The following is a 3,498-nucleotide window of genomic DNA, read 5'->3' as shown; positions in this document are numbered from 1 at the left end:
TCTTATCACAAGTAAAATATTATCCAAAGTGCCAATAGATATATATTTCCATTTATTTGATTATCAATAACACTTTTGATAATATTATCAGATAATATTTGTGTTACTTTGTACTTGTGCACCTCAAATGGTGTTCTCAATGTAACATGAAAAGTACAGAAATCAACTCTCTAATAGCCAATTGCGTTTTGCAGATGCGTTTGGATGGCTATGATGAGAAATGTATTGAAACGCATCAACGAAGGTGGCAGAAAGGTATTGTCACGTACATGCACAAAACTGGGACAACCCAGTTTTCTCCAGAAGTTGGAACGTCATTTCTCGCAGATGTTTTGCCGGGATTGGCAGCTTCTACGCAACGAGCCCATCGCAGGAGCATACATCTTTTGACGGAATTTATGCAAACGGGAATAATTCGCCGAAGAATAGTCAAGCTTCACGAATTTCCTCTTGATGGAGAAATAGGCAACGCAGTTCTCCAACATCTCGACTTTTTACGGGAACAGCGACGGTGCGAGCCGACAATCCATAACCACAGGCGTCTATTGAGTTACTTCATAGCTGGTCTCAGTCAAAAAGGAATTGATAGCATATGTGGTATAACAGAGAAAGTCATTGTGGAATTTGTTGATCATGCGCAGACATGTAAAAGCGAACACTTCTATGCCATCCGGCAGTTTTGCTCCTTTCTATATGAAAGAGGGATGACATCAACAAATCTTAGTTATGTGCTTACAAGAAACAATTTTCCGCAACACGAGAAACTGCCTTCTGTTTACAGTTGCGATGAAATCAAGCAAATAGAAGGTTCTATAGAACAGTCATCGGCAGTCGGTAAACGTGATTACGCAATCTTCCTCCTTGCTTCACGACTGGGATTGAGGGTCTCAGACATAGCCTCATTGACATGGGACAATATAGATTGGGACAATGGCAAAATCACCCTTTACCAATACAAAACTAAAGCCCCAATGGAACTTCCACTTCTGAGGGAAATTGGAGAGGCATTGGTCACCTATGCAAGAGACTCCCGTCCGAAATCCCATCTAAAAGAAGTCTTCTTAACGGCATCGGCACCATACCGTCCTATGACACGCATCAGTCTGAATGGTGTGATTACAAGAATAATGCAGTCCTCGGGAATTGACATATCCAGTCGCAGGTTCGGGCCTCACTCCATGCGTCATTCACTTGCCAGCAATATGCTCCGCCAAGGGACATCCTTACCTGTCATATCAGGTATATTAGGGCACGAGAGTACGCAGACCACAATGGAATATCTCCGGGTGGACATTGTGAACTTGCGTGAATGTGTTCTTGATACCCCTTTAGTTGACGAAGCTTTTTATTTACAGAAAGGAGGGGCATTCTATGATTAATTATACCTTCAAGAGTATCTTCGCTCCTTATTTTACAAGTTTTGTGAAAATGAAAGCAGCGATGGGGTTTACAATATCCAAGATAGAGTACATATTCAAAGAGCTTGACGAAATTTATCGTATCATGCCCCTACACGAACCAGTCTTGACTAAAGAACTGGTGAAGGCATGGCGTGAAAGCCGGTTGAATGACAGCGAGAGGACGCTGTATGATAAATGGTCCATAATAAGTCAGTTTTCCCGGTATATGTGTCATTGCGGATTTGTCTGCTATGTTCCTCCCATGCCAAGGCAGAAAGACAAGTCCTTTATCTCAAGGATTTTCACCCATGAGGAGATAGAACGTTTTTTTATTGCAGCAGACAGCCTCCGCTTCCATAACATTCAACCCACCTTATGTCTGTTTTCCATGCCCACCTTATTCCGTGTATTATATGCTACCGGAATCAGGATAGGCGAGGCTCTGAATTTGAACATTGAGGATGTCAACCTTGAAAAGGGTACGATACTCATCAGAAAATCGAAAAACCAACGGCAACGTATTGTTCCCATTACGCCTTCTTTGGAAGCTGTACTACACCAGTATATATCCTACAGAGACAGGATGCCTCTCAAGAGCATACGGCACAAAGAATCGCCATTGTTCATTTCACATACAGGAGGAAGGGTACTGAAAGGTACTGCTTACAAGTGGTTCAGGAAAATACTCAAATTGTGTGATATTCCTTTTATTGGAGGAAACCGTGGTCCAAGAGTTCATGATTTGCGACACACTTTTGCAGTCCATTCTCTAATGAAGCAGGTAAAGTCTGGTAAGGACATGTATTGCCTGCTCCCGATCCTTTCCGTGTTCATGGGGCATAAAACCTTATTGGGAACAGAGTCCTATATACGTCTAACCTCTGAGATGTTCCCTGAACTGAACCTGCAAATCGGTGCCATATCATCTTATGTATTCCCCTCACTTGAAAAAATGGTAAGAGAATATGACGAAGAATGACTTTGCTAAATTTCTGAGGGGATTCTTTACTGAATATCTCTCGGCTGAACGGGGTGTAAGCTCCAATACATTGCGTTCATATGGAACCGCATTCGCTTCTTATCTTGACTTTATGAGGGTTAAGAGAAAAGTGGATGCTGAGAAACTTACACTTGAACATATGGGCCGCAAAAATGTCCTTGACTATTTGGACTGGTTGCAAACTGACAAGTCCAGTTCTGTATCGACCAGGAATCAGAGGCTGGCTGCAATCCATGCTTTTTGCCGATATATGCAGTACGAGGATGTCACGCGCCTATATCAATGGCAGGAAATACTTGGTGTCAAGATGAAAAAGGCAATCAAGGGTACCATGAATTATCTGACGATGGATGCTGTCAAAGAATTGTTAGCGCATATACCGCAGACTACCATGCGGGGGCGTAGAGACCTCGCCATGCTCTCCCTGCTGTATGAAACCGGAGCCAGAGTACAGGAACTCATAGACCTTAGACCGGTTGATGTCTGTTTGTCCAAGCCATACTATGTAACACTCTTTGGCAAAGGAAACAAGAAAAGATTGGTGCCCATCCAAGATGCCCAAGTATCAATCCTACGCAAATATATGGAAGAAAACCATCTGCTTGAACTGAGAATGAATCAGCGCCCTCTCTTTCAGAATGGTCGTGGAGGAAAACTGACAGGAGCAGGCATAACCTATATCTTAAAAAACTATGCAACGATGGCCAGAACTGCCACAGAAAATCTCATCCCTGAAAAAATCAGTCCTCACTGTCTTCGCCATAGTAAAGCTATGCATCTGTTACAGGCAGGAGTGAATCTCGTTTATATAAGAGATATTTTAGGTCATGTGTCAATCCAGACAACTGAAGTATATGCACGTGCAGACTCCAAACAAAAGCGGGAAGCTTTGGAGAAAACATATACTTCAATCCTTCCACAAGAGGAAGATAACAAACCTTCATGGGAATCTGATTCTGAACTGAAAAGTTGGTTAAAAAACTTAGGACGGTAGTAATATTATCCAAAGTGATGGCAAAAAGTATCCCTGATAAGCAATTAATAATCAGTCGTGCAAAAGTCGTACTTTGGATAATATTTTACTTGCGATAAGAAAAC

At 42.2% G+C, this 3,498-nt stretch carries 3 protein-coding genes; all 3 read left to right on the top strand.

The features are described 5' to 3' along the window. The first annotated feature begins 146 nt into the window (after window positions 1-146). The 3 genes from Tanf_RS01530 to Tanf_RS01520 are packed head-to-tail and all read left to right on the top strand — an operon-like array spanning window position 147 to window position 3,394. On the top strand, window positions 147-1,379 hold the full coding sequence (locus Tanf_RS01530; protein WP_046824654.1) for a site-specific integrase: 1,233 nt from the start codon (window positions 147-149) through the stop codon (window positions 1,377-1,379). After that, window positions 1,372-2,379: a tyrosine-type recombinase/integrase gene (locus Tanf_RS01525; RefSeq protein ID WP_046824653.1), complete on the top strand. Its 1,008-nt coding sequence runs from the start codon at window positions 1,372-1,374 to the stop codon at window positions 2,377-2,379. Before Tanf_RS01530 ends, Tanf_RS01525 begins: the two co-directional genes overlap by 8 nt. Next, on the top strand, window positions 2,366-3,394 hold the full coding sequence (locus tag Tanf_RS01520; RefSeq protein WP_046824652.1) for a site-specific integrase: 1,029 nt from the start codon (window positions 2,366-2,368) through the stop codon (window positions 3,392-3,394). Before Tanf_RS01525 ends, Tanf_RS01520 begins: the two co-directional genes overlap by 14 nt. Window positions 3,395-3,498: the final 104 nt, after the last annotated feature.

It is taken from the genome of Tannerella forsythia (assembly GCF_001006485.1).
In the GTDB taxonomy this organism is placed as follows: Bacteria; Bacteroidota; Bacteroidia; order Bacteroidales; family Tannerellaceae; genus Tannerella; species Tannerella forsythia.
The sequence above is the reverse complement of the archived record's forward strand: the minus strand, read 5'-3'. Positions and strand labels throughout refer to the sequence as shown.

Excerpts from the sequence above, each read along its gene's own strand:
- Tanf_RS01525 (WP_046824653.1), top strand. The coding sequence starts at position 1,372 with ATGATTAATTATACCTTCAAGAGTATCTTCGCTCCTTATTTTACAAGT.
- Tanf_RS01520 (WP_046824652.1), top strand. The coding sequence starts at position 2,366 with ATGACGAAGAATGACTTTGCTAAATTTCTGAGGGGATTCTTTACTGAA.
- Tanf_RS01530 (WP_046824654.1), top strand. The coding sequence starts at position 147 with ATGAAAAGTACAGAAATCAACTCTCTAATAGCCAATTGCGTTTTGCAG.